Annotated in this window: 20 protein-coding genes; 2 read left to right on the top strand and 18 right to left on the bottom strand. The window is 68.7% G+C overall.

Annotated features, from left to right (window positions below; genetic code table 11):
- Positions 1-495: 495 nt before the first annotated feature.
- Complete coding sequence (locus tag VF536_RS16160) at positions 496-1,908, top strand: carbohydrate-binding protein (RefSeq protein ID WP_331615891.1); 1,413 nt, start codon at positions 496-498, stop codon at positions 1,906-1,908.
- A 283-nt stretch (positions 1,909-2,191) separates the two neighbouring features.
- Here VF536_RS16160 and VF536_RS16155 read toward each other — a convergent pair whose 3' ends face one another.
- The 9 genes from VF536_RS16155 to VF536_RS16115 form a co-directional block, all read right to left on the bottom strand.
- A complete protein-coding gene (locus VF536_RS16155; protein WP_331615890.1) occupies positions 2,192-2,542 on the bottom strand; it encodes a GFA family protein in 351 nt (116 codons plus the stop codon).
- 56 nt (positions 2,543-2,598) lie between these two features.
- A complete protein-coding gene (locus VF536_RS16150; protein WP_331615889.1) occupies positions 2,599-3,462 on the bottom strand; it encodes an HDOD domain-containing protein in 864 nt (287 codons plus the stop codon).
- A gap of 50 nt (positions 3,463-3,512) precedes the next feature.
- A complete protein-coding gene (locus tag VF536_RS16145; protein ID WP_331615888.1) occupies positions 3,513-4,214 on the bottom strand; it encodes a Crp/Fnr family transcriptional regulator in 702 nt (233 codons plus the stop codon).
- Between the two features lie 156 nt (positions 4,215-4,370).
- Positions 4,371-5,705 carry a glycerate kinase gene (locus tag VF536_RS16140; protein WP_331615887.1) on the bottom strand — a complete coding sequence of 445 codons (1,335 nt, stop codon included), beginning with the start codon at positions 5,703-5,705 and terminating at the stop codon, positions 4,371-4,373.
- A 27-nt stretch (positions 5,706-5,732) separates the two neighbouring features.
- Complete coding sequence (gene glxR, locus VF536_RS16135; RefSeq protein WP_331615886.1) at positions 5,733-6,647, bottom strand: 2-hydroxy-3-oxopropionate reductase; 915 nt, start codon at positions 6,645-6,647, stop codon at positions 5,733-5,735.
- 15 nt (positions 6,648-6,662) lie between these two features.
- Entirely contained in the window at positions 6,663-7,448 is a 786-nt protein-coding gene (gene garL / locus VF536_RS16130; protein WP_331615885.1) for a 2-dehydro-3-deoxyglucarate aldolase, read from the bottom strand.
- A 92-nt stretch (positions 7,449-7,540) separates the two neighbouring features.
- The gene (locus tag VF536_RS16125; protein ID WP_331615884.1) at positions 7,541-8,524 is read right to left on the bottom strand and encodes a tripartite tricarboxylate transporter substrate binding protein; all 984 of its coding nucleotides are present in this window, start codon (positions 8,522-8,524) and stop codon (positions 7,541-7,543) included.
- 35 nt (positions 8,525-8,559) lie between these two features.
- The gene (locus VF536_RS16120; protein ID WP_414710392.1) at positions 8,560-9,846 is read right to left on the bottom strand and encodes an enolase C-terminal domain-like protein; all 1,287 of its coding nucleotides are present in this window, start codon (positions 9,844-9,846) and stop codon (positions 8,560-8,562) included.
- An 86-nt stretch (positions 9,847-9,932) separates the two neighbouring features.
- Complete coding sequence (locus VF536_RS16115; protein ID WP_331615882.1) at positions 9,933-10,928, bottom strand: tripartite tricarboxylate transporter substrate binding protein; 996 nt, start codon at positions 10,926-10,928, stop codon at positions 9,933-9,935.
- A gap of 288 nt (positions 10,929-11,216) precedes the next feature.
- On the opposite strand from VF536_RS16115, the gene VF536_RS16110 reads away from it, so the two are divergent.
- Entirely contained in the window at positions 11,217-11,708 is a 492-nt protein-coding gene (locus VF536_RS16110) for a hypothetical protein (RefSeq protein WP_331615881.1), read from the top strand.
- A 14-nt stretch (positions 11,709-11,722) separates the two neighbouring features.
- Here VF536_RS16110 and VF536_RS16105 read toward each other — a convergent pair whose 3' ends face one another.
- The 9 genes from VF536_RS16105 to kduD all read right to left on the bottom strand — a co-directional run bounded on the left by VF536_RS16105 (position 11,723) and on the right by kduD (position 22,289).
- On the bottom strand, positions 11,723-12,469 hold the full coding sequence (locus tag VF536_RS16105; protein ID WP_331615880.1) for a FadR/GntR family transcriptional regulator: 747 nt from the start codon (positions 12,467-12,469) through the stop codon (positions 11,723-11,725).
- A gap of 122 nt (positions 12,470-12,591) precedes the next feature.
- Positions 12,592-13,401, bottom strand: coding sequence for a DNA-binding transcriptional regulator KdgR (gene kdgR, locus VF536_RS16100; protein ID WP_331615879.1), 810 nt, complete (start codon positions 13,399-13,401; stop codon positions 12,592-12,594).
- 29 nt (positions 13,402-13,430) lie between these two features.
- Positions 13,431-15,830, bottom strand: coding sequence for a hypothetical protein (locus VF536_RS16095; protein WP_331615878.1), 2,400 nt, complete (start codon positions 15,828-15,830; stop codon positions 13,431-13,433).
- A 5-nt stretch (positions 15,831-15,835) separates the two neighbouring features.
- Positions 15,836-16,987 carry an oligogalacturonate lyase family protein gene (locus VF536_RS16090; RefSeq protein ID WP_331615877.1) on the bottom strand — a complete coding sequence of 384 codons (1,152 nt, stop codon included), beginning with the start codon at positions 16,985-16,987 and terminating at the stop codon, positions 15,836-15,838.
- A gap of 8 nt (positions 16,988-16,995) precedes the next feature.
- Positions 16,996-18,336 (bottom strand): ABC transporter substrate-binding protein, encoded by a 1,341-nt coding sequence (locus VF536_RS16085; RefSeq protein ID WP_331615876.1) that lies wholly within the window; start codon positions 18,334-18,336, stop codon positions 16,996-16,998.
- Positions 18,333-19,541, bottom strand: coding sequence for a sn-glycerol-3-phosphate ABC transporter ATP-binding protein UgpC (locus VF536_RS16080; RefSeq protein WP_331615875.1), 1,209 nt, complete (start codon positions 19,539-19,541; stop codon positions 18,333-18,335). Before VF536_RS16080 ends, VF536_RS16085 begins: the two co-directional genes overlap by 4 nt.
- Before the next feature lie 37 nt (positions 19,542-19,578).
- Positions 19,579-20,562 (bottom strand): carbohydrate ABC transporter permease, encoded by a 984-nt coding sequence (locus VF536_RS16075; protein WP_331615874.1) that lies wholly within the window; start codon positions 20,560-20,562, stop codon positions 19,579-19,581.
- Positions 20,559-21,446, bottom strand: coding sequence for a sugar ABC transporter permease (locus tag VF536_RS16070; RefSeq protein WP_331615873.1), 888 nt, complete (start codon positions 21,444-21,446; stop codon positions 20,559-20,561). The genes VF536_RS16075 and VF536_RS16070 overlap by 4 nt, the downstream gene beginning before the upstream one ends.
- A gap of 81 nt (positions 21,447-21,527) precedes the next feature.
- A complete protein-coding gene (gene kduD / locus VF536_RS16065) occupies positions 21,528-22,289 on the bottom strand; it encodes a 2-dehydro-3-deoxy-D-gluconate 5-dehydrogenase KduD (protein ID WP_088403267.1) in 762 nt (253 codons plus the stop codon).
- Between the last annotated feature and the right edge of the window lie 6 nt (positions 22,290-22,295).

Genomic DNA, 22,295 nt, shown 5'->3' with positions numbered 1-22,295 from the left:
GTCGAGCCGGTGGACGCGGTCGTGGCGCCGCCGTTCTGGCGCGCCGCGCCGACCAGCGCGCCGGCGCCGTCGCTGCCGCCGCCGCAACCGGCGAGCACGCCGGCCATGACCAGGGACAGGGCCAGCGGGTGCAGGCGCAGGGCAGCGCCGGAGCGCGTCGTGGTGATCGTCATGGAATCCGTCCTTTAGACCTTTGGAGGTAGGCGGCGGATTATTCGAAGCGCTCCTCGCACGACCTGCAACCGGTGGCGCCGATTGGTAAGCGGGCGCAAGCAGGTTTCCAGGGTTTCGCGCTTTACACAGCGGACACGGGCCGCTCCGGTCGCCGGGTCGCACAACGCCTCGTTGCATTCGATACGGAACGAGCGTCGCCGATTCAGGGACAACCATGAAAGCGATTTCACCAAACGCCACAGAATCGCCGGCGATCGACCCGTGGCCGCGCGACGTCGCGCGGATCCCGGGACCGGTCCCTCAACCCCAAGGGAGCTTCCAATGACTCTGTCCGCATCGTTCCGTCGTCCGGTTCTCACCGGCCTGCTGGCCGCGCTCGCCCTGTGCGGCGTGGCGTCCAGCGCCCTCGCGCAGACCAAGGTGGTCGGCTACATCCCGGCGTGGAAGAACCTGCGCGCCGTCGCCGACCGCACCGATCTGAGCAAGCTCACCCACATCAACCTCGCCTTCGCGAATCCGTCGGCCAGCGGCGCCTTCCTCAGCAATGGCAATCCGACCTGCATGGACGCCTCCGGCGCCGACATCCAGTACGTGGTGCAGAAGGCCCGCGCGGCCGGCGCGAAGGTGCTGATCTCGGTGGCCGGCGGCGGGATCCCCGGCTGCTCCGGCAACTGGCAGACGCTGCTGCAGCCGGGCAACCGCGCGGCGACGGTCAACGGCCTGGCGCAGTTCGTCAACACCTACGGTCTGGACGGCGCCGACATCGACATCGAGGGCAGCCTGCTGACCGCCATCGACCGCGCCGGCAACTACACGCCCTTCATCCAGGCGCTGCGCGCCGCGCTGCCCGGCAAGCTGGTCACCGCGGCCACGGCGAGCTACGAAGGCGGGATGGTGCCCGTGTCCTCGATTCCGCACTTCGACTTCGTGACCATCATGTCCTACGACAACGTGGGACCGAGCTGGGGTCAGGTCGGTCAGGAGCACTCGTCCTACGCGCAGGCGCAGCGCGACGTCGCGACCTGGCAGTCGCGCGGGTTGCCAAAGGAGAAGCTGGTGCTGGGCGTGCCGTTCTACGGCTACGGCTTCAACGGCTATGCGTCGGACTACGGCTTCAACGACATCCTCAACCAGTTCGGCGCGGCGGCGGCGCAGAAAGATCTGGTCGGCACGCTGTGCGCCAGCTGCGGCTACATCACCTACAACGGCATCCCGACGATCAAGGCCAAGACGCGCCTGGGGCTGCAGCAGGGCTCGGGCGTGATGATCTGGGAGCTGGCGCAGGACGCCAACGGCGCCAACAGCCTGCTGACGGCGATCCGCTCGGAGATCGGCGGCGGCACGACGCCCCCGCCGGCGACGGGCAAGCTGATCGAGGCTGAGAGCTTCACCAGCCAGAGCGGCGTGCAGACCGAGGCCTGCAGCGAAGGCGGACGCAACGTCGGCTGGATCGACGCCGGCGATTGGATGGCCTACGCGAACGTCAACTTCCCGACCAGCGGCAGCTATCGCGTCGAGTACCGCGTCGCCAGCCCGAGCGGCGCGCGGCTGTCGCTGGATCTGAACGCCGGCAGCATCCAGCTCGGCCAGGTCACGATCCCGGCGACCGGCGGATGGCAGAACTGGACGACGGTGTCGCACACGGTGAACGTGAACGCCGGCACCTACGCGCTCGGCGTCTATGCGCCGGCGAGCGGGTGGAACCTGAACTGGGTGCGGATCACGAAGCTGTGAGCGGGCGCTGAGCTCGACCCCTTCTCCCGCAGTGCGGGAGAAGGAGTAAGAGGCCGCATGACTGCCTGGATCCCGCGCGCTGCGCGCGCCCCTCACCCCTGCCCTCTCCCGCAAGCGGGAGAGGGAATCGGTGCAGCGTGGACTTCGTGTGGCTTCCTTACCCGCAAGCGGGAGACACGGAAAGATGAGCCGGCGCTGCGAGTGGAGGCGGCCGGACTCCCTCTCCCGCTTGCGGGAGAGGGTGGGGGTGAGGGCCAGCTGACTCGGCAGTCAGAGCGCGGCCTCAGGCGTCCCGGCCGTTGTAATGCGTGACCGGAACGCTCTCCAGATCGATGCCTTCAAGGCAGCGCACGTTGATCGCCGCCATCGCGTTGCCCTTGGGATCGGTGCCTTCGGCATACGGATGGATCCCGCACACCGCGCAGAAGCGATGCTTGATCGCGTGCTTGTTGAACAGGTAGGTGGACGCCGCCGCGTCGTCGGTCTTCAAACGGAACTGCGCGCGCGGCACGAACCACAGCAGCGAGCCCTTGCGCTGGCACATCGAGCAGTTGCAGGCCATCGCGCCGTCGATCTCGCCGTCCACCTCGTAAGCCACGCGTCCGCAGTGGCAGCTTCCCTGGTAGGTCGTCATGCTGTCTCCGATGCTCGTCTGGATCGTGAAACGGCTGACCTTACCTCAGCGCCGCCTCACTTGAGCATCAGCTCCACGTCCTGTCCCGGATCCCCGCAGCCGTCCAGGCGCAGGCGCAGGAAGTCGAGGTCCAGGTGGAGGTGCTCGACCAGTTCCGGCACCGCCGTCGTCAGCGCGGCGATGCGATCGGCGTTCTGGTCGCAGGCGTCGGCGATCACCTCCGAGAGATGCAGGATCGCGGCGAGCATCGAGAAGGGTTTGACCTCCAGCGGCACGTTCGCGTCCTTGAAGGCCTCGACCAGATCGGCCGGGAAGTGCCAGTGCGCCGCCAGCGCCGCCGTCACGTCCGCATGCGTGCAGCCGAAGCGGCTGGACTCCAGCGAGAAGCGGCTGCCCGGCTCGCCCGCGTGGGCCTCCACGTCCGCGACCTGGTCCGGCTCGGTCATCGCCATCATCAGCTGCCCGGTGCGCAGCATCAGGCCGGCGAGGTAGGCGGTGTCCGCGTCGCCCTGCAGCAGCTTGGCCAGCAGCCGCGCATACCCGGCCGTGCGCATGCTGTGGCGCCAGAAGCGCTGGCGGTCCAGGCCCTTCACATCGGGGAAGGTGCCCGTCAGGCTGGCCGCCATCGCGAGGTTGCGCAGCGTCTCCAGGCCCAGCGCCATCGCCGCGTCCTGCAAGGTGCTGATCGTGTGCGACGGGCTGTAGCGCGCCGAGTTGGCCAGCCGCAGCACCTTGGCCGCGAGCGTCGAGTCCTTGCCGATCAGCTCGGCGATCTGGCCGAGCGACACGCCGTCGTCGTCCAGGCTGCGCAGCAGCTTGCGTCCGACCTCGGGCATCACCGGAAGGCTGGCGTGCCCCCCGAAGAATCGTTCCGCGCTGGAAACGGTGGTGGTGGCGGGGGTCACGCTGGCGATCGTCACATTGGCCTCCTTGGGACGCAACGGAAAGTGTGGCGACGAGTCTAAGCCGCTCAGCGACCGCGCGCCAGCGCCAGCAGTTCGACCCGGTCCAGCAACCCGATGCGGTAGCCCCGGACCGCCACGACGCCACGATCGGCGAGCTGGCGCAGCGTGCGCGACAGCGTCTCCGGCGAGATCGACAGCTGCGCCGCCACGTCCCGCTTGCGCTCGGCGAGCTGCAGCTCCTGCGCGGCCCCCGCCTGCGCGAGCAGCCAGGCGGCCACCCGACCGGTGGCGTCCTTCATCGTCAGGCCGCGGATCGCGTCCTGCGCGTCCCGCATCTGCGCGGACGAGACCCGCACCAGCGCCTCCAGCACCAGCGGCTGCGAGCGCAGCCACATCGTCGCCACCGACATCGGCCAGACCATCACCAGTGCCGAGGCGGAGACGACGCCGACGTCCTCCTCGTAGCGGCCCTCCAGCCAGGCGGTGTGCAGGTCCAGCCAGTGCGGCCCGGTCAGCGGCCCGCGCGCGGCGACCTTGCCCTCGCACAGCGCCAGCATGGCCACGGCGGCGTCGCCGCGACGGATGGCCAGCTCCCCGGCCTGGCAGCGGCGCACCTGGGTCATGCCGGCCAGCGCGGACCAGCTGTCGCCGTCCAGCAGCACGTCGCCGAGCAAAGCGCGCCAGGGGATCGGATGCGCGGGGCCGGGGATCAGGCCGGCGCTGGCGGCAGGAGAAGGGTCGGAGGTCAGAGGGGCGATCACGGGCATGCTCGGCAATTCTCGGAAAACGGGAATGCCGGACTGTCCTCGCCCTCGACGGAAATTGCCTTGAGGCGCGTCAACTTCTGATCAATCTCCCCCTCGATTCGCTCGATGGGGGGATATCTGTGAAATGCCTCGGCGGCCCTTCCGGCCTCATGGGCCTCAGCGGATCAGCAGCGCGCGGAAGTCGTTGACGTTGGTCTGCGTCGGCCCGGTGATCAGGAGATCGCCGAGCGCCTCGAACAGCGCGTAGCCGTTGTTGGCCGCCAGCAGGTCCGCCGGCTTCAGACCCAGCGCGCGAGCCCGCTCCAGGGTGCTCGGGCTGAGGAAGGCGCCGGCGTTGTCCTCGACGCCGTCGATGCCGTCGGTGTCCGCGGCCAGGCCCCAGACCTCCGGCTGCCCGTCCAGCGCGATCGCGCAGCCGAGCACGAACTCCCCGGCACGGCCGCCGCGTCCCGGCTGGGGCACCAGCGTCACCGTGGTCTCGCCGCCGGACAGGATCAGGCAGGGCTTGGCGAAGGGCTCGCCATGCCGCGCCACCGATCGCGCCAGCGCCGCGTGCACGCGACCGACCTCGCGGGACTCGCCCTCGATCTCGTCGGACAGCACGTGCGCGGTGATGCCCAGCGCGCGCGCCGCCTCGGCGGCCGCGAGCAGGCTCTGGCGCGGCGCCGCGATGATGCGCTGCTCATGGCCGTCGAAGCACTTGTCGCCGGGCTTGGGCGTTTCCCAGTCGCCGCGTTCCAGCGCGTCGACCGCGACCTGCGGCAAGGTGATGCGGTAGCGCCAGCAGATCGCCAGCGCCTCGGCGCAGGTGCTCGCGTCGGGCACCGTCGGGCCGGAGGCGATCACCTGCGGATCGTCGCCGGGCACGTCGGAGATCATCAGCGTCAGCACCTTGGCCGGCGCGCAGGCGGCGGCCAGCCGCCCGCCCTTGATCCCGCTGAGGTGCTTGCGCACGCAGTTCATCTCAACGATGTTGGCGCCGCTGGCCAGCAGCGCGCGGTTGACCGCCTGCTTGTCGGCCAGCGTCAGTCCCGGGGCCGGCAGCGGCATCAGCGCCGAACCGCCGCCCGAGATCAGGCAGATCACCTGATCGTCGGCGGTCGGGTTGAAATCCCGCACCATCTGCATCATCCGGGCCGCGGCGCGCTCGCCGGCGGCGTCGGGCACCGGGTGCGCGGCCTCGACGATCTCGATGCGGCGCGGCCGGTAGTCCGGCGGGATGTGGCCGTAGCGCGTGATCACCAGCCCGGTCGTGGGCGCGCTGGCCGGCCAGGCGGCCTCGAAGGCCTGCGCCATCGACCCGCCGCCCTTGCCCGCGCCGATCACCAGCGTCCGCCCCTTCGGAGGCGGCGGCAGGTGGCTGGCCAGGATCTTCCCCGGCAGCGCACGGTCCACCGCGACGCGGTAGAGGTGCTTCAGCAGGGCGCGGGGATCAGCGACCAGGTCGGCCGGCGAGGCGGAAGCGGCGGAAGCGTCGATGGGCTGGCTCATGACCGTCGATTGTGGAGACCTGTCCCCTCAGCCGGCGTCCGTAGTGCTACCGACCTCGTGGTTGGCCAGCACTTCCAGCGCCCGCACCAGCGCCGAGTGGTCGAGCTGGTCCCAGCCCTGCGCCGCGGCGGCCTGCATCAGCTGCGCGGTGCTGGCCGTGTTGGGCAGCGCCAGGCTCATCGCCTTGGCGCTCTGCAGCGCCAGGTTCAGGTCCTTCTGGTGCAGCGCGATCCGGAAGCCCGGGTTGAAGGTGCGCTTGATCATGCGCTCGCCGTGGACTTCGAGGATGCGGCTGGAGGCGAAGCCGCCCATCAGCGCCTCGCGCACCTTGGCCGGATCGGCGCCGGCCTTGGATGCGAAGACCAGCGCCTCGCTCACGGCGGCGATGTTCAGCGCCACGATGATCTGGTTGGCGACCTTGGTGACCTGGCCCGCGCTCGCACCGCCGACCAGCGTGATGTTCTTGCCCATCAACTCGAACAGCGGCTTGATGCGCGCGAAGGTGGCTTCCTTGCCGCCGACCATGATGGACAGCGTGCCGGCCTTGGCGCCGACCTCGCCGCCGGAGACCGGCGCGTCCAGCCACTCGGCGCCGAGTGCCTCGATGCGGGCCGCGAAGTCCTTGGTCGCGATCGGCGAGATCGAGCTCATGTCCACGACCGTCTTGCCCGCGCCCTTGCCGCCGGCGAACGCGGCGGCGATGCCGCCTTCGCCGAACAGCACGCGCTCGACGTCCGGCGTGTCCGGGACCATCGTGAAGATCACGTCGGCCTTCTCGGCCACTTCCGTCGCGCTGGCGCAGACGGTGGCGCCGGCGGCGGCCACTTCCTCACGGACCTTGCTGCGCGTCTGGACGAACAGCGGATGCCCGCCTTGCGCGAGACGCACCGCCATGGGCGCGCCCATGATGCCCAGGCCGATGAAACCGATCTTGATGCTCATTCGAATACTCCTGAATCAATCCTTGTACTTGTCGCGCAGGCCTTGCGTGGCTGAGCGGAAGAGGCCCAGGTCGCTGCCCACGGCGACGAACGTCGCGCCCATGTCGAGATAACGACGCGCATCCGCTTCGACCGGCGCGAGGATGCCGACCGGCTTCCCCGCCGCCTTGCACGCCGCGAAGATCGCGGCCATCGCCGCCTGCACGTCCGGGTGGCTCGGGTTGCCGAGATGGCCGTAGCCCGCGGCCAGGTCCTGCGGTCCGATGAAGACGCTGTCCACGCCGTCCACCGCGGCAATCTCCGCGACGGCCGCGACGCCGATGGGGCTCTCGATCTGGACGATCACGGCGATCTGCTCGTTGATGCCCTGGAAATAGCCCGGCACTGTGCCGTAGCGGTTGTTGCGCTGCGAGACCGACACGCCGCGGAAGCCCTGCGGCGGATACCGCGTGGCCTGCACCGCGTAGAGCGCCTGCTCGGCGGACTCGACGAAGGGGATCAGCAGGTTGGAGAAGCCGGCGTCCAGCAGCCGCTTGATCTCGACGGCGTGGTTGGTGCTCGGCCGCACGACCGGCGCGCTGACGCTGTCCTTGAGCGCCATCAGCTGCGGCACGAAGCTGGTGACGTCGTTGGGCGAATGCTCGCCGTCCAGCAGCAGCCAGTCGAAGCCGGCCAGGCCCAGCACCTCGGTGCTGATCGGGCTGGCCAGCGAGCACCAGCAGCCGATCAGGCGCTCGCCGGCGATCAGGCGCTGGCGCAGCGTGTTGGGGAAGGCGGAATAGGGCGTGGTCGGCGTCGGCATGACGGGCTCCTCAGGTCTGAATCAAAACGGGCATCCGCTGCCGCATCCACGCCCGCATCCCACGATGCGGCCGTCGATGCGGCCATCGGCGATCAATCGAGCTTCAGCCCGCTCTTGGCCACGACGCCCGCCCACTTCTTGCGCTCGGCGTTGAAGAAGGTGTCCATCTCGGTCGGGTTCATGGTGCTGACCTCGGCGCCCTGCGCGGCCAGGCGCGCGCGGACTTCCGGCGAGCGGATGATCGAAATCAGCGCGGCCGACAGCTTGTCGATGTTGGCCTTGGGCATGTTGGCCGGGGCGAGGATGCCCTGCCAGGTGCCGGACTCGAAGCCGGTGGCGCCCTGCTCGGCCAGCGTCGGCACGTTGGGCAGCAGCGGCACGCGGGTGGACTTGCTGACGCCGATGACCTTGAGCTTGTTCTGCTGCACGAAGGGCAGCGTCGCGAGCATGCCGTTCATCAGCACCTGCGTCTGACCGGCGATGGTGTCGGTGACGGCCTGCGAGCCGCCCTTGTACGGGATGTATTCCCACTTCGCGCCGGTCAGGCTGGCGACCTGGAAACCGGCCAGGTGCGGCGCGCTGCCCATCGCGGTGACGGCGAAGTCGATCTTGGACTTCTTGGACAGCTCGACCAGTTCCTTCAGGTTGTTGGCCGGCACCGACGGGTGGACGACCAGCATGTGCGGCGAGTAGGCCAGCATCGCCACGCCCTTCAGGTCCTTGGACGGATCGAAGTTGAGCTTGGTGTACAGCGACGGGCTGATGGCCAGCGCGCTGACGTCGCACAGCATGATGGTGTAGCCGTCGTTGGCCTTGGACGTCTGGTCGGCGCCCATGTTGCCGCTGGCGCCGGGCTTGTTCTCGACGATGACGGTCTGCTTGAGCGCTTCGCCCAGCATCGGAGAAATGATGCGGGCGATGATGTCCGAGGAACCGCCCGGGGTGTAGGGAACGATGATCTTCAGCGGCTTGCTGGGCCAGGCGGCCTGCGCGAAGGCGCTGGGGGCAACACCTGCCACCGCGGCGACGGCGGCGGCGGCGATGAGGGCACGGCGGGCGAATGTCTTGTCTTGCATGTTGTCTCTCTCCAGGTGTCGTTCGGGGGGATCGTTCAGCGGACCATGCAGGGCCGCTTGGGATCGAACTTCCAGTCGGGGATCAGGTGCTGCATGGCGATGGCGTCGTCGCGCGCGCCCAGGCCGTGCTGCAGGTAGAGCTGGTGGGCCGCTTCCACGGCCTTCATGTCGAGCGTCACGCCCAGGCCGGGCGCGGTCGGCACGGCAACCTCGCCTTCCACGATCTGCAGCGGCTTCTCGGTCAGGAACTGGCCGTCCTGCCAGATCCAGTGCGTGTCGATCGCGGTGAGCCGACCCGGCGCGGCGGCGGCGGCGTGGGTGAACATCGCCAGCGACACGTCGAAGTGGTTGTTGGAATGCGAGCCCCAGGTCAGGCCGAAGTCGCGGCAGGTCTGCGCGACGCGGACCGCGCCGGACATCGTCCAGAAGTGGGGATCGGCCAGCGGGATGTCGACGGACTGCAGGCTGAGCGCGTGGGTGAACTGGCGCCAGTCGGTGGCCACCATGTTGGTGGCCGTCGGCAGGCCGGTGGCGCGGCGGAACTCGGCCATCACCTCGCGGCCCGAGAAGCCTTCCTCGGCGCCGCAAGGGTCCTCGGCGTAGGCGAGCACGCCGCCCAGGTCGCGCAACAGGCGGATCGCATCCTTCAGCAGCCAGCCGCCGTTGGGATCCAGCGTGACGCGCGCTTCGGGGAAACGCGCCTTCAGCGCCTTGATCGCCTCGACCTCTTCCTCGCCGCGCAGCACGCCGCCCTTGAGCTTGAAGTCCTTGAAGCCGTAGCGCGCCTGCGCGGCGGCGGCCTGCTCGACGATGGTCTCCGGCGTCATCGCGACGTGGTGGCGGACCTTGAGCCAGGCGTCGGTCGTGGCGTCGCTGCCGGCCTCGTCCTCGGGCGTCTTGTAGGCCAGGCCCGTCTTCGTGCGGTCGCCGACGAAGAACAGGTAGCCCAGCATCGCGACGCTGTCGCGCTGCTTGCCTTCGCCGAGCAGCTCGCACACCGGCACGCCCAGGTGCTGGCCGAGCAGGTCCAGCAGCGCGCATTCGACGGCGGTGAGCACGTGGATGGTGGTCCGCAGGTCGAAGGTCTGCAGGCCGCGGCCGCCGCTGTCCAGGCCCTTGAACTTCTCGCGGACCTGCGCGAGCAGCGCGTTCCACTTCGCGACCGGCTGGCCGATCAGCAACTCGCCGGCTTGTTCGAGCGTCTTGCGGATGGGCTCGCCGCCGGGGATCTCGGCGATGCCGACGTGGCCGGCGTCGTCCTCGAGGATCAGCAGGTTGCGGGTGAAGAACGGCGCGTGCGCGCCGCTCAGGTTCATGAGCATGCCGTCGCGCCCGGCGACCGGGATCGCGCGGGCGGAGGTGACGATGGGACTGCTTGCGCTCACGAGAAGCTCCTGGTCAATCTGAATCAATCGGCGGTGATCTTGCGGGTCTCGATGAGCTGCTTCCAGCGCGCGAACTCGGTCTTCTGGAAGGCCTGCGCCTGGTCGGGCGTGTTGGCGACGGTCTCGATGCCGATGTCGGAGAACTTCTGCTTGACCGCCGGGTCGTGCAGCGCGGCGACGATGTCCTTCTGCAGCTGCGCGCGCACGGCGGGCGGCAGGCCCTTGGGCGCGGCGACACCTTGCCAGGAGTAGACGTCGGCGCCCTTGATGCCTGACTCGGACAGCGTGGGCACGTTGGGCAGCACGGCGGAGCGCTTGTCGCCGGTCACGGCCAGCGCGCGCAGCTTGCCGCCGAGGATGTGCGGCAGCACCGCGTTGACGTTCTGGAAGGAGGCGTCGATCTGCGCGCCCAGCAGGTCGCTGATCGCGGGGGCGCCGCCCTTGTACGGGACGTGCAGGCCGTTGGTGCCGGTCTGCAGCCAGAACAGCTCAGCGGTGAGGTGGTCGGAGGAACCGTTGCCCGACGAGGCGAAGCTCATCTTGCCGGGCTCCTTCTTGAGCGTGTCGATGACGTCCTTGACGCTCTTGAGCGGGGACGCGGCGGGCACGACCAGCACGTTGGGCGCCTGGATGGCAACGGTGAGCAGGTCGATGTCCTTGAGGGCGTCGTACTGGACGGCCTTGATCAGATGCGGCGCGATGACGAACGGGCCGAGGGAGGACACCAGCAGCGTGTAGCCGTCCGGCGCGGCGCGCTTGACCTGGGTGGTGCCCAGGGTGCCGGTGGCGCCGGGGCGGTTGTCGACGATGACGGTCTGGCCCCACTTCTTCTGCAGCTCGGCGCCCATGGCGCGGGCCAGCATGTCGGTGGAACCGCCGGCGGGGAACGGGACCACGATGGTCACCGGCCGCTCGGGGAAGCCGCTGGCGTGCGCCAGGCCGGCCGCGAAGGTGGACAGGACGGCGGCGCCGAGGGCGGCACCCACTTTGACGGCCAGGCGGCGGGTCGGAACGGTCATGGTTTGTCTCCGGGAAGGAACCGTGGAAACCGCTCTTGGTGCGCCTTCGGGACTCAGCCCGGCGGCGCCTTGGCGGCCTTGTTGTCAGTCATCATACAAGTTGAGTCGAGCGGATGACAAGGCGCGGAGTCCGCTCGGCGGATCGGGGAATACACGTATCGAAGCCAGTTCTTGGCTGCAATTTACCGAGTTGAACTATGGGGAGTTCGCGACACGCCTCGCGAGCGCCGCACCGGCGCAAGCCTACGATTTCCAGCCTGTCTGGGCCGAGGAACGGCCTGCTAGGGGATGCTGGAAATGACGATGTATCACTACACCGAATGCGGTCTCGACAACGTGTGGCTTGCCAACGGCTACAACGAAATCGACACCGCCTATGGAAAAGCCTACTCCGTGACCGCGGCGGACGAACTGCTGCGGGAGATTGCCGTCCAGGTGGCGCACAAACCCGGGCGACTCACCGGCAAGGAGTTCCGCTTCCTGCGCGTCCACCTGCGCCTGTCGCAGGCGGCAATGGCGAAGGTCCAAGGCGTCAGCGAGCAGAACGTGAGCCTGTGGGAACGGCACGGCAAGGTCCCGAGGGCGAACGACACGCTGTTGAGGTTCTACTTCTTCGCACACGCCGCCGGCGACGAAACGGTCAGGTCAGCCTTCGACCGGATCATGACCGTCGAACGGCTCGTGCGTCAGAAGATCGTGGCCACCTCAGGCCGCAAAGGCTGGAAGTTCAAGGTCGAAGAGACCAAGGAAGACTCGGGCGAACAGGCCGTCGAGGTCTGATCGCGCTGCGTCGCTCAGCGCTTGTCCTGCAGCGCAAGTGCCGCACGGCGGCGGCGCTCGCGGCTGTTGGCCAGGTGTGTCCGCATGGCGGCACGCGCGGCCTCGGTGTCGCGCGCGGCGATCGCGTCGAGGATGCTCTCGTGCTCCGCGTTCACGCGCAGCAGGTACTCGCGCTGCGCGAGCGGGTCCTCATCGCCGGCCGCCGCCAGGCTCGCGAGGCGTGCGCGGGGGATGCTCGGCGCCCCCAGCGTCGCCATCAGTTGCTCGAAGTGCGGGTTGCCGGTCGCGCGCGCGATCTCCAGGTGGAACTGGAAGTCCGCCGCCACCGCGTCGCGGCCCGCCTGCGCCGCCTCGGCGAAGGCCGACAGCGCCGCGCGCATGTTGTTCAGGTTCGCATCGCTGCGACGCTGCGCGGCCAGCGCGGCCGCCTCGGTCTCGATGCCGATGCGCAGCTCCAGCACCGCGACCACGTCGTGCAGCGTCGCCATCTGTTCGGCGCCGATCCGGAACGGACCACCCTCCCCCAGCCCCAGGACGAAGGTCCCGATGCCGTGCCGGGTCTCGACCAGCCCCGCCGCCTGCATCTTCGAGATCGCCTCCCGGACCACCGTCCGGCTGACCTCGAACTCGGCCATGATCGCCGCCTCGGTCGGCAGCTTGTCGCCGTTGGCGAGCGCACCCGCACGGATCCGGTCCTCCAGCGCGCGGACAAGGCCGAGCGCCAGCGATTTCGGACGGGAACGGGTCAACGAAGCATTCATCACGGGGTCAGTTGTACGACAACATCGACCCGGACGACAACCACGTTATCGCGGTGTCGCGCCGATGCTGCGCGTTTTCGGAAGGAAGCGGTGGGGAAGCGAAGGGGGCCGCGCTGAGTGCCTCAGGCGGCGACGTCCAGCGGGAACTTCGTGCAGCCCAGCCGTGCCGAGATGTCCCGGCTCGCCGCCTGCAGCATCGCCACGACCTCCGGCGCCTTGGCGTCGTCGTAACGGAAGGTCGGGAAGCTGACGCTCATGCCCGCGATCGGCTGGCCCAGCCGGTCGAAGATCGGCACGCCGATGCAGCGGATGTGATCGTCGAATTCCTCGCGGTCCTCGCCGAAGCCCTGCCCCTTCACCCGCTCCAGTTCGGCCTGGAAGGCCGCCGGCTCGGTGATGGTCTTGTCGCGGAAGCGCTGGAACTCGGCCCCGGCCAGCACGCGGGCGCGACGCTCCGGATGCTCCCAGGCCATCAGCACCTTGCCGATCGCCGTGCAATGCAGCGGCGCGCGCCGGCCGATGCGCGAGTACATGCCCAGCATGTGCTTCGAATCGACCTTGTGGACGTAGATGATCTCGCTGTCGATCAAGGTGCCCAGGTGCACCGTCTCGCCGGTGGCGTCGGCCAGCATCTGCATGTGGTGCTTGGACAGGTCGACCAGGTCCGGGTACTGCAGCGCCTTGGCGCCGATCTCGAAGACCTTCATCGCCAGACCGTAGCGCTCGCTGTCGGTCTCCTGGCGGACGTAGCCCAGCGTCTTCATCGTCTGCAGGAAGCGGTAGACCGTCGCCTTGGGCATGGCCAGCCGCACGGACAGTTCCGAGATACCGGTATCACTGCGTTCTGACAGGGCCTGCAGGATGGCGAACACCTTGAGCACCGCGGCCACGGATTCGGGCTGCTGCTTGCCATCGTTCAGATCGTCATCCATGCGCAAGGGTTTCCTGGAAAGGGGAGATTTCACCACAGCCGGCCCGTCCCCGCGCCCGCGCGAACCCGGGCGGGCACATCGGCCGCAACATCGATGGACAGCCGGTACGGCGGCGTCCAGCCGGACTCGCCGACGACAGCCTTGTCAGGGGTCGCGGCGCGCAGCAGGCGCACCGGATCGACGGGGTCGCCATTGAAGCGGGAGCCGCGATCCTCGAGGCGATCGCCCTTGAGCAGGCGCACGATGCGTTCGGGGCCAATACCCGGCGACGCCTCCCAGACGTTGTGCTCGCTCAACACCTGCGAGGCGATGCCTACCCCGATCGAGTAGCCGTAGGGATAGTCGCCGCCGGCCGTCGCGACGTAGAGGTTGTTGGCGACGTGCACCTGCCCGTAGCGCACGCGCGGCGTGCGTTCCTTGAGCTGCTCCCAGAGGTTGTGGTGCAGCGTCACGCGCAGGTGGCCGCGATCGTCGCGGTGCCCGTCGCTGCCGCCGATCAGCATCGTCTTGTCGTGCCGGCGGAAGAGGTTCCAGGACACGGTGACGAAGTCGGAGCGTCGGGTGATGTCGAGCAGCCCGTCGTGACGCTGCAGGCGCTGGCCCAGCGCCACCGGCTCGCGCGGATCCGGCCGCTCGCCATCGTCGAAGGCGCAGTGGTCGACCCACACCTGCGTGGCTTCGCGCAGCGAGACGGTGTCGTACTCGGAGTTCCACTCGCCGTGGCCGTTGTCGTTGGGATCCCAGGCGGGGAAGAAGTCGTAGGCATCGGAGAAACGCAGGTTGCGCAGGATCACCTGCGAGACCTTGTCCAGCATCAGCGAACCGCCGCCGAAGCCGGCGTCGGGCGTGATGCCGACGATCGTCGTGTTCGACGGCACCTTGACGACGACCTGCGCGGCCTGCTTCTTCGCCGAGCGCTTGCGCGCATCTTCGAGCGGCCCCGAGGGATCGCGGCGACCCCAGGTCGCCGGGTCGTATTGCCGGACGAAGGCGTCGAAGTCGAAGGCGGGATCGCGGAAGTCGTCCATGCCCAGGCGCCGTCCGGACGCGTCCGCGGCGAGGTCGATGCGCGCCGCGAGCGCGATCAGCTTGGGCGTGTCGCCGAGCGCGATCGCCGCGTCGAGGTCCGCGCGCGTGCGCACGACGCGGACCGCCTCCGGCTTCGCCTTCGCACCGCCGATCGTGCCGCCGTTCATCGACGCCCAGCCGTCGCCCGACGCGACCGCGTCGAATGCGGCGACCGGCACCGCGTCGGGCAGCGTGAGGTTGCGGTACTCGGCCATGCGGTTGGCGGAATCGCCGACGGCGTTGAAGGGACGTCGCGAGGTCGATGCCGACCAAGGCGCCAGATGCGGGCCGAAGAGGTTGCCACGCAGCAGCGCCTGCCCGTTCGGGATCGACGGCGACGCGCGCCATTCGCCGCGGGCGACGCCGCGGTCCCAGGCCCGGCCCAGGCTGATGCTCGCCGGCGCCACGCCGGGCTCTGCCAGCCAGCGCGAGTCCTGGATCAGGAAGCCGCGCGCCAGCGCGTTGGGCGTGCTGGGCGCGATCACGTGGCCCCCGTGGCCCGGGACTCGGCGACCGGCGCGACTGACGATGAGGCTGTGGTCGATGACCAGCGTCGCGCCGCCGAAGATGAAATCAACATCGCCGCGGATCTCCGAGCGCCGCGCGAGTACGCGCGCTTCGTCGGGTACGGCGTGCGGCCCGCGCCCGCCCGTGGATGCCGATGCGACGTTGCGCTCCGCATAGAACGTGTCTTGATGCCCGATGAGCCGGACCTGCTCCAGCTGGATCCGGTCGCCGCGCGTCATCAGCGCGACAGCCTGCGCGCCGCCGCTCTCCGCGACACCGGCCGGATAGCCCTGACCATCGCGGACGCGGTCCATCGCGTCGTTCGCGATGGTCAGGCGAGCGAGTTGAGCATCGTCGCTGAACAGCATCACACTGGCGCTTCCCGGCGTGCCATAGCTCTCGGCGTCGAGCAGCGGCATGCAACGGTGCGCCGACTCGCCTTTGGCCTTGGGCAGCGCGTTGTAGCGGCCTTCGACGATCACGACCTCGGAAGGTTCGCCCGCGCCGTACAGCGTGAACGGCGCCTTGTCCTGGATGCAGAGCGGCTCACGGTACGTGCCGGGCTTCACCAGCACGTATGCGCGCGACGGGGGCGACGTGGTCGACGTCGCCGCAGTCTTCGCGGGCAATGCATCGATCGCCGCCTGCACCGTGCGGTGCGTTCCACTCCCGTCAGCTGCGACGACGAAGGTCGGCGTCCAGCGCACCGGATCCAGCGGTGCCGGCTGCCAGTCGCCGAGGTAGCCCGCCATCGTCATCGTGGCCGCCTGTGCATCGCTGAGCTGCGGGCGTTCCTGTGCCGAAGCGCCGAGCAGCGTCATCGCGCCCACGACCGCCGCGACGACACGAGCCATCCGCATCACAGGTCCGCCAGATACAGCGCCGGTTCGCCCTCGGCGTCGGCGCTGAAGAGGACCTGCTTCTCATCCGGCGTGAAGGACGGATGCGGATGGGTGACCTGCCGGTTGCCCTTGTAGACGCGCCAGGAGCTGTCGTGCCGCGCGACGCGGCGTTCGGTGCCGGCCTTCAGGTCGAAGAGGTGCAGGAAGGGATCGGTCGCGATCTGGTGGCTGCCGGTGTCGGCAACGTCGGCCGGCGAATCGCAGCCGTCGCCGATCAGCAGCGTGCCGTCCTGGTTGCTCATCAGGTGCGAACACGGCGGCATGCGCGTCAATCGCTTCGATTCGAGCGTCACCGGATCGAGCGAGCAGATCCAGCGATCGCGCTGCCCCTTCAGGTAGGAGACGTAGATCATCGCGGAGCCGTCCGGCACCCAGAACTCGTGGGTGCAGCTCTCGCCCGGATCGTGGCGGCGGCCGCAGCGGACGTTGCGGCCATCCTCGTCGATGAACCACATGCGCGCGTCCACGAGGTCGTGCGGTCCTTCGTGGCAGTACGCAACGGTGTTGTCGTCGCCCGGCCGGTATTGCGGATGGCCCAGCCAGCCCTGCTGCTCGAGGATCACCTCGCGCGCGCCGGTCGCCAGGTCGATGCGGATCAGGCGGCAGCGCGGCTTCGCATGGAACATCTGGTGGAACTTCTGCCAGTCGCTGAGCGGGAACCAGTCGCTCGCCGCGATCTCGATGCCGACCATCTTCGTGCAGGCCGAATTCGCCACCCAGGTGCCGTAGCCGACCCAGCCCTCGGGCACGGTGTAGACGACCTCCTCGCCCAGATCCCGCATGGACAGGCGGATCAGCTGCCGCTCCGCGCGGACGAAGTAGAGATGACGATCGTCGGGGCTGAGGAAGCCGCCGAAGGTGTTCTCGCCCGGCTGGTCGGTGAGCTGCGTCGCGACCTGCGTCTTCAGGTCGAGCAGGTGGTAGTTCCAGCTCGTCCCCGGCCCGAACTCCGCGCCGAAGATCAGCTGGGATCCATCGTTGGTGAAACACTTCTGATAGAAGTAGTTGCGATGGCAGGTCACGTCGGTGGGCGTCAGCCGCGTGACGCGCGCGCCGGTGTCCGGATCCTCGCGAGTGACGAAATGGAGCTGTCGTTCGTTGGCTTTCATGATGGCTTTCACTTGATCCGTTGCAGCAAGGCCTGGCCTTCCGTGACCAAACGACGAGCGGCATCGACATCGCTGGTCTTGTTGTAGGCGACGGTCTCGAAGACCTCGCGCATGAACTTGTGCAGCCGCGCGTGCTCGAACAGCGGCGCGGGGCGCTTGAGTCGGCCCGACTCGCGCTGCACCTTGATCTGCTCGTGCGCGGCGACCTCCAGCGGCGGCAACTTGCCCGCCGCCTTCAACTGCTCGTAGGGCCCGCGCGCCGACGGCAGACCGCGCGTGCGGCCGAGCAGCGCCGCGGCCTCCGGATCCGTCAGCAGGAAGTTGACGAGCTTGGCCGCCATCTCCGCGCGGCCGTTCTTCTCCGCATGACGGCTCACCGCGTACATCACCGTGGGTCGCCCGAACATGCCGCTGTCGAGCGCGCCGGGCAGCGTCGGAAACTCGCCGAGCACCAGCTTCTGCTGCTTGTCCAGCGTGGACGCGCGCAGCGCGATGACCGAGTCCCAGGTGTAGTTGCCGGCCCAGCGGCCGACGACCCAGTCGGGCTGCTGCTCGGTCGGCTTCTCCGCGCCGCCGAGGCTGGCGCGCAGCGGCAGCGGCGTCGCGACGTGGTCGGTGACCAGCCGCTTGTAGGTGCGCACCCAGTCGAGCGCCGCCGCCTCGTTCATCGCCACGCGCGGCTGCGCGGGATCGACGTAGGCCATGCCGTGCCGCTGCTGCACCCAGGCCTGGGAGAGCAGCATCATGTCGTAGAGCTCGCCGTCGAGCGGATACGCGTTCTCGCCGAGGATCCGACGGAAAGCCGGTCCCGTGGCGAAGAGCTCGTCCCAGGTCCTGGGCAGCGCGAGGCCGGCGCGATCGAAGGCCGCCTGGTTCCACAGCATCACCCGCGCGCTGAACGAGACCGGCAGCGCGTTCAGCTTGCCGGCAACGTCGCCGTAGGCGAGGTCCTCGCGGTCGAACTGCGCGAGGTCCAGCAGGCGCCCGAACCGGTTCAGATCCGCGAAGCCGTTGCCCCGCTTGCTGAACATCGCCATCCACGCCCAGTTGATCTGCATCACCTCGGGCTCGGAGCCGCCGGCGATCTGCGTCGTCAGCCGCTCCAGGTAGCCGTTGAAGCCCATGTATTCGGCCTTCACGCGCACGCCGTGGCGGCGCTCGAAGAGCGCGAGCGCCTTCAGCGTCGCCTCGTGCCGGCCGGCGCCGCCCCACCAGGCGAAGCGCAGCACGGTGGGCTTGTCCTGCGCGCGCAGGCCCGAGGCGGTCAGCGCCGCCGTCACGCCCGCGGTCGCGGCGACCGCGGCCGATCCCGCGGCAATGCCCAGCAGCTGTCGTCGCGGCAGGCTCATGCGTAGGTCCCGGAAGTCGAGGTCGACGCCGCTGTCGACGACGTCGAGGATGCGGACGCGGCCGGCATCGTCAGCAGATTCAGCCCGCTCGTCGCGTCGAACAGATGGCACGCCGACATCTGCAGATGCAGCGTCACGGCGTCGCCTCGGGCGAGGCCGCTCAGCGCCACCGCCTGCTCGGCCGGAATGCGTGCGGAGATCGGCAGCGGGCCGAGATCCGCATGCAGATAGACCTCCGAGCCCATGTGTTCGGTGAAGCGCACCCGCGCGGAGACCGGCACGCTGTCGCCCTGTGCGCGCGGCACGAGGCCGATGTGCTCGGGCCGCAGACCGAAGGTCAACGCGGCGTCCGCCAGACGCGGCAGCGACGTGACGCCGGCCGTCTTCTCTGCGGGCAGCGGCAGCTTCGCCCCGCCGACCTCGACGGCCAGGCCGTTGTCGGTCGCGAGCAGCCGCGCCGCCAGCAGGTTCATCTCCGGCGATCCGATGAAGCCCGCCACGAAGGCATTCGCCGGCCGGTCGTACAGCGCCGTCGGCGTGTCGACCTGCTGTATCACGCCGTCCTTGAGCACGCAGATGCGCTCGCCCATCGTCATCGCCTCGACCTGGTCGTGGGTCACGTAGACCGTCGTCGCCGGCTGGCGGCTTTCGCGCAGCGTGCGGTGCAACTCGGTGAGTCGCACGCGCATCGCGGCGCGCAGCTTGGCGTCGAGGTTGGACAGCGGCTCGTCGAAGAGGAACACGTCCGGCTTCTTCACGATGGCCCGGCCCACCGCGACGCGCTGCGCCTGGCCGCCGGAGAGCTGCTTCGGATAACGGTCGAGCAGATGCTCCATCTCCAGCAGGCCCGCGGCGTGGCGCACGCGCTGGTCCAGTTCCGCCTTCGGCGTGCCGGCCAGCTTCAGGCCGAAGGCCAGGTTGTCGTAGACCTTCATGTGCGGGTACAGCGCGTAGTTCTGGAACACCATCGCGATGCCGCGCTGCTTGGGCGGCAGCGCGTTGACGGCGCGATCGCCGATGCGCAGCTCGCCGCCGGTGATGCTCTCCAGCCCCGCGATCATCCGCAGCAGCGTCGACTTCGCGCAGCCCGACGGGCCGACGAAGACCATGAACTCGCCGTCCCGCACTTCCAGGTCCACCCCGTGCACGGCCTTGAAGCCGTTGGGGTACACCTTCTCGATCTTGTTGAGGCTCAGTCTTGCCACGTCGTGTCTCCGGGTTCTCTTCTTGTGTGCGCTGGGGTCATCCCTTGACGCCGCTGGACGTCGCGCCTTCGATGAAGTGCTTCTGCGCCGCGAAGAACACCGCCACCGACGGGATCAGCGCCACCACCGAGATCGCGATCACGTTGGCCCACTCGACTTCCTCGGTCGCGCCGATGCTCATCTTCAGCGCGAGGGAGACGGGGTACTTCTCGACCGACGCGAGGTAGATCAGCGGGCCCATGAAGTCGTTCATCGTCCAGATGAACTGGAAGACGACCACGGAGATGATGGCCGGCTTAAGCAGCGGCACGATGATGTGCCAGAGCAGCTGCAGCGCGTTGCAGCCGTCGATCTGCGCGGCCTCTTCCATGTCGCGCGGGATGCCTCGCAGGAACTGCACCAGCATGAAGACGAAGAAGGTGTCCGTCGCGAAGGCCGAGGGCACGATCAGCGGCAGGTAGGAGTCCAGCCAGCCGATCTCGCGGAACACGAGGTACTGCGGCAGACGCAGCACGATCAGCGGCAGCATCATCGTGGCGATCATGATGCTGAAGAGCAGCTTGCGGCCCCAGAACTCGAAGCGCGCGAAGGCGTAGGCCACCAGCACGCAGGAGATCACCGTGACGATGATGCGCGGGATGGTGATCAGGAAGCTGTTGAGGAAGTAGGTGGCGAAGGTGTATTCGGTGCTGGTCTTCCAACCTTTGGCGTAGGCGCTGAAGTCGAGGCGGTCGGGCAGGAAACCGGCGGAGCTGAAGATCTCGGCGTTGCTCTTGAAGGAGGCGCCGATCAGCCACAGCAGCGGGTAGAGCATCACGATGGCCACCGCGCCCAGCGCGAGGTAGCGCAAGGTGCGGTTGCCGCGGTCGCGGCCGAGGATCAGGGCCGGCGCGGTGCCGCCACCGCTGCCCTCACCCCCGCCCTCTCCCGCAAGCGGGAGAGGGAGTGAAGGGGCACCGAGACCTTCGTCTCTGCGCTCTGATGCAAGCGGGAGAGGGAGTTCGGAAGAGCGGCGGCTCATCGCTTGGTCTCCTTCTCGCCGGAGTAGAAGACCCAGTACTTCGAGCTCCAGAAGGACAGCGCCGCGAGGCCGCCGACCAGCGCGAACAGCACCCACGACAGCGCCGCGCCGTAACCCAGGTTGAAGAAGCGGAAGCTCTGGTCGTAGATGTAGAGCGCCAGCACGTAGGTCGAGTGCAACGGACCGCCCTCGGTGATCATGTACGGGCCGTTGAACTCCTGGAACGCGTGCACCATCTGCATGATCACGTTGAAGAAGATCACCGGCGTGATCAGCGGGACGGTGATCTTCCAGAACTGCTGCATCTTGCTGGCGCCGTCGCACTCCGCCGCCTCGTAGAGCGAGATCGACACGTTCTGCAGCGCCGCCAGGAAGATCACCATCGCCGAGCCGAACTGCCAGGTGAACAGCAGCACGATGGTCCACATCGAGTAATGCTCGTCGGCCAGCCACGCGATCGGCTCGATGCCCAGCTTCATCAGCACCAGGTTCACCAGGCCGTTGCGCGCGAAGACGAAACGCCACAGCACCGCCACCGCGATCGAGCCGCCGAGGATGGACGGGATGTAGAACGCGGCGCGGAAGAAGTTGATGCCGCGCAGCTTGAAGTTCAGCACATGCGCGATGAACAGCGCGAAGCCCACGCGCAGCGGCACCGCCAGCAGCGCGAAGAGCAGCGTCACGCCCAGCGACTTTCGGAACAGCGGATCCGCGGTCGCGAGCTCCTCATAGTTCCGCAGTCCGACGAAGGTCGGCGGATCGATCAGGTCGTACTGCGTGAAGCTGAGCGCGAAGCTCATCACGAAGGGGAAAAGCTTGAACAGCAGCACGCCCAGCACGAATGGCAGGACGAACAGGAAGCCTAGCCTTTTGTTCTCATACATGTGCCGTGTCTCCGTCGGCGGGCGCGCGCGGTCTCTACGGACCGCGTCGCGCCGGAAGGGCGAGGTCGCGAGGCAGAGCCCTCAGCGGGCGAGCCATCCCCCGTCGACCGCGACGGTATAGCCGTTCACGTAGTCCGAGGCCTTGGAGGCGAGGAACACGACCGGTCCCGCGAGATCGTCCGGGCTGCCCCAGCGCCCGGCCGGGATGCGGTCGAGGATCGCGGCGTTGCGCGTCTCGTCCTGGCGCAGCGCGGCGGTGTTGTTGGTGGCCATGTAGCCGGGCGCGATCGCGTTGACGTTGATGCCATGCGACGCCCATTCGTTGGCCATCAGCCGGGTGATGCCCATCACGCCGCTCTTGCTGGCGGTGTACGACGGCACCCGCACGCCGCCCTGGAAGGACAGCATGGACGCGACGTTGATGATCTTGCCGCCGCCGCCCTGGGCCAGGTATTGCCGGGCCACCGCCTGCGAGAAGAAGAACACCGTCTTCAGGTTGAGGTCGACGACGTCGTCCCAGTCCTTCTCGCTGAAGCGGATGGCGTCCTCGCGGCGGATGATGCCGGCGTTGTTGACCAGGATGTCGACGCGGCCGGTCAGCGACTTGGCCTCGGCGACGAGGCCCTCGATGCAGCTGATGTCGCCCAGGTTGGCGCGCAGGTCGAGGAAGCGGCGACCCAGCCGCTCGACCTCGCTGCGCGTCTCCCCCGGATCGGACACGTTGACGCCGACGATGTGCGCGCCGGCCTGGGCCAGTGCGACCGCCATCCCCTGCCCCAGGCCGGTGTTGCAGCCCGAGACGATGGCCACGCGGCCGTCGAGTTGGAAGTTGTCCAGGATCATGTCTGT

This window comes from Roseateles sp., from assembly GCF_036486225.1.
Lineage (GTDB): Bacteria > Pseudomonadota > Gammaproteobacteria > Burkholderiales > Burkholderiaceae_C > Roseateles.
Note: the sequence above shows the minus strand (reverse complement) of the source record. Positions and strands in the feature narration are given on the sequence as shown.